This is a genomic window from Streptomyces sp. NPDC039430, assembly GCF_055639435.1.
This window is the reverse complement of record NZ_JBVKAK010000035.1, coordinates 1-4285: the sequence shown is the minus strand read 5'-3', so window position 1 is coordinate 4285 and position 4285 is coordinate 1. Positions and strand designations below refer to the sequence as shown.

At 69.8% G+C, this 4285-nt stretch carries 1 protein-coding gene; it reads right to left on the bottom strand.

Annotation, left to right across the window (positions count from 1 at the left end):
- A partial coding sequence (locus ACZ7LS_RS36720) for an amino acid adenylation domain-containing protein (RefSeq protein WP_385137450.1) occupies positions 1 to 4285 on the bottom strand: 4285 nt, incomplete at both ends.

Here is a 4285-nt window from a genome sequence, read left to right as displayed (position 1 = left end):
TCACGCCCCGCCATCCACCCCGCCTGAACACCCAGCCCACGACCACCCACCACCACCGGCAACACCAACCCATCACGCCGCGCCGCATAGTCGTCGAGGACGAGGGAGAGCACGCGCGCGACGCTCCAGCCGTCGAGCAGGATGTGGTGGAAGGTGAACAGCACGCGGACACGGCCCTCGCCGAGCCGGGCCAGGGTCAGCCGGGCGAGCGGCACCCGCCGCAGATCCAGACCTCGCTTGTGGTCGGCGGCCAGCAGGGCTTCCCAGCGGGCGTCCTGTTCCGTCAGGAGGCTGTCGCGCCAGTCCAGGATCTCGACCGGCAGACGTACGTCCCGGTGGACCACTTGCACCGGTTCGGGCACGCCTTCCCACACGACCCCGATCCGCAGCGCCTGGATCTCGTCGACCATGCGCTGCCAGGACGCGGCGAACCGGTCGACATCCGGCACGCCGTCGACCACGTACATCAGCTGCTCGAAGTAGGCCGGCCTGTCGGCCTCGGCGAGGGCGTGGAAGAGCATCCCGGACTGCAACGGCATCAACGGCAGTACGTCCTCGACACCACGCCCGTCACCGACCGCCGCGTCCAGGCCCGCCTGATCCAGCGGCGACAACGGAAAGTCCGACGGCGTGACACCGCCGGCGCCCGGCAGCTCACAGTGCGCGAGGAAACCCTCCAGCTCTCGGACGAACGCCGACGCCAGCCGCTCCATCACCTCCTCGGAGAACACACCGGGCGCCCAGACGAAGTCGACCAGCAGCCGGCCGTCCGCGACCCGGGAGGTCACATCGAGGGCGTGGTCACGACCGGCGAGCAGGCCGGCGTCGTCCTGGATGAACCCGACCTCCTGGAGCGGCCCTCGCGGAGCGGAGCCTGAGCCCGCGGCACCGCTCGCCGCGGTGTCGAACTGGCCGAGGTAGTTGAAGCTGACCTGCGGGTGGATCGCGGGGACCGACCGGCGCAGATGGCGCAGCGCGCCATAGCCCAGGCCACGGCCGGGCACCGCACGCAGCCGTTCCTTGGCGGACTTGACGAGTGCGGCCCAGTCGGGCTCGCTCGCCTCGCCGCCGACGCGGGATCCCGGCTCCGTACCGGACACCAGCTCCAGGGGGAAGACGGTGGTGAACCAGCCCACGGTCCTGGACAGGTCGAGGTCCGGGAAGATCTCCTCCCTGCCGTGCCCCTCGACATCGACGAGGACGCGGTCCTGGCCGGTCCAGTGGCCGAGGACGCGGGCGAGCACGGCGAGCAGCACCTCGTTGACCCGCGTGCGGTACACCGAGGGCACCTTGAGCAGGAGTCTGCGCGTGGCATCGGGCGAGAGCTCGGCCGAGGCGGTGGCCGGCGCCGTGGGCTCGGCCGGGTCCGCCGATCGCGATCCCGCGGCCGGCTCCGCCGTGGTCGCCGCGCCCGGCAGTTCGGTCGGTACGTCCTGGCCGACCCCGCTCCAGTACTCCAGCTCCGCGTCGAAGCCGCCCGCCTCCACATGCGACCGCAACCGCGAAGCCCACTCCTGGAACGACGCGGAACGCGGACCCAGATCCACCACCGCCCCGGACACCAACTGCCCGTACGCCAGAGCCAGATCCTCCAGCAACACCCGCCACGACACTCCGTCGACCACGGCGTGGTGGACCAGCAGCACCAGCCGGTCGCCGTCCTCCCCGAGGCCGAAGGTCAGCGCACGGAGCAGCGGTCCCTCGGTGAGGTCCAGGGCGTCGCGGGCGGAGTCCGTGAGCCGGTCCATCTCGGACTGCCGCTCGCCGGACGGGAGTTGCGAGAGGTCGGTGTGTTCCGTGTACGAACGTGTGCCGTCCGCCGCGGCGGCGACGCGCTGCGTCCATACGTCGGCCTCGTCGCGTACGAAGCGCAGCCGCAGCCCGTCGTGGTGAGCCACCAGGGCGGCCACCGCTCCCGCGAGCGCGTCGAGGTCCGTACCGGGGGCGAGTGTGGCGGCCATCGACATGTCGAAGCGGTGCGAGGGGCCGGCCGGGCTCCCGAAGAACCACTCCTGGATGGGCGTGAGGCGTACGGGGCCCTCGACGGACGCGAGGGACGCGGGTGCCGCCGTGCCGGGCGCCGGGTCCGTCGCGGCCACCCGGCTCAGGTGTTCGGCCAGGGCCCGTACCGACTGGCGGTCGAACACGTCCTTGGGCGAGATACGCAGCCCGGCCGCGCGGGCCTGGGAGACGACCTGGATGCTGAGGATCGAGTCGCCGCCCAGATCGAAGAAGTTGTCGTCCACACCAACCTGTTCAAGGCCGAGCACCCGCGCCCAGATCCCGCAGAGAATCTCCTCCGTCGCGGAACGCGGAGCCACATACCCGGCCCCCTCGACACCGCCCGGCTCAGGACTCGGCAGTGCCTTGCGGTCGACCTTGCCATTCGGCATCAACGGCAACGCGTCCAACGTCATAAACGCGGACGGCACCATGTACTCCGGCAGCACACCCGCCAGGAACTCCCGCAGACCAGCCGCCGTCGGGACGGCGCCGGCGCCCGGCACCACGTACGCGACCAGCCGCTTCGCGCTCCCGGCGCCCGGCACGGGCAGGGCGAGCACAACAGCCTGTGCGATGTCCGGATGGCCGGCGAGTGCGGACTCCACCTCACCCAGCTCGATACGGAAACCCCGCACCTTCACCTGATCATCGGACCGGCCCACGAACTCCAGCACACCCTCCGCAGACCACCGCACCACATCCCCGGTCCGATACATCCGCGCACCCACCCCACCAAACGGATCCGCCACAAACCGCTCCGCCGTCAAACCCCGCAAACCCACATACCCCTGCGCCACACCCCCACCACCAACAAACAACTCCCCCGCCACACCCACCGGAACCGGACGCAACCACCCATCCAGCACATACACCCGAGCATTCCCCACCGGCCGCCCAATCGGCGGAACACCCCACACCTCCGCCGACAAAGCATCACTGAACGTCACCGCAACACTCGCCTCAGACGGACCATACGCATTCACCATCCGCCGACCCGGCGCCCAACGCGCCACCAGATCAGCACTCACCGCCTCCGCACCCACCATCAACGACCGCAAATCCGGCAACTCCACCACAGGAAGCGCCGACAGAAGAGCGGGGACAAGAAACGCGTGATTCACCCGATGACGCACCAGCAACCCCACCAAATCCTCCGCCGACACCACACCAGCAGGCGAGATGACCAGCGCACCACCCAGACCCAACCCCGACAACACCTCAAGAATCGACGCATCAAAACTCGGCGACGCCGTCAGCAACACCCGATCACCCGGCCGCACCCCAAACCCCACACCCAACCCCGCCACAAACGCACTCAACCCACCACCCGGAACCTCCACACCCTTCGGCACACCCGTCGAACCCGACGTATAAATCACATACGCCGACTGCCGCAGATCCACCGACACCTCAGGAAGAACCGACGAAAACCCCGCCAACACCCCACCCAAAGCGTCTACTTCCAGAACGCGGACTCCGCCGTCGGCGGGCATGGCCGCACCGAGGGACGACGACTCGGCGAGCACCAGCACCGCGCCGGAGTCCGCCAGCATGTGCGCGAACCTCTCGGCGGGGAACTTCGGATCCAGCGGTACGTAGACGCCGCCCGCGTGCAGGACGGCCTGCATGGCGACGAGCCACTCCACGCCGCGCTCCATCGCCACCGCGACCCGCTGCCCGGGCCGCACCCCCTCACCGATCAGGAAGTGCGCCAGCCGCGCCGCCCGCGCATACAGCTCGGCGTACGTCAGCGTCATCTCATCAGTGATCACCGCGGGCAGATCCGGGGTCCGGTCCAGCTGAGCACGGAAGATCCCCGCCAGCGTCAGCCGCTCCGCCAGCTCCTCACCCGTGCCCCACTCCTCCAGCAGCCGGTGCCGCTGCTCGCCGCCGAGGAGGTCCAGCCGCGCGAGCGTGTGCCCGGCGGGGGCGGCGGCGACCGTGCCCGTATGCCGGACGAGGTCACCGCGCAGACTCTCGATGGTGGCGCGGTCGAACACGTCCGGGTCGTACGCGAGGGTGAACGTCAGTCGGTCACCGCTGTAGACGATGAGATTGAGGGGGTAGTTGGTGGCCTGGTCGACCACGATCTCGCTGATCTCCAGGCCGTGCCGGGCGGCGCCATCGGTGTCGACGGGGGCGTTCTCGAAGACCACAAGACTGTCGAACAGCGGCTGACTGGGGCCGAGTTCGCTGAGTGCCTGGACGCGGTTGAGGGGGAGGTGGTCGTGGCGGCGGGCTTCGACCTGCTCGCTCTGCAACCCCTGCAACCACTCCACCA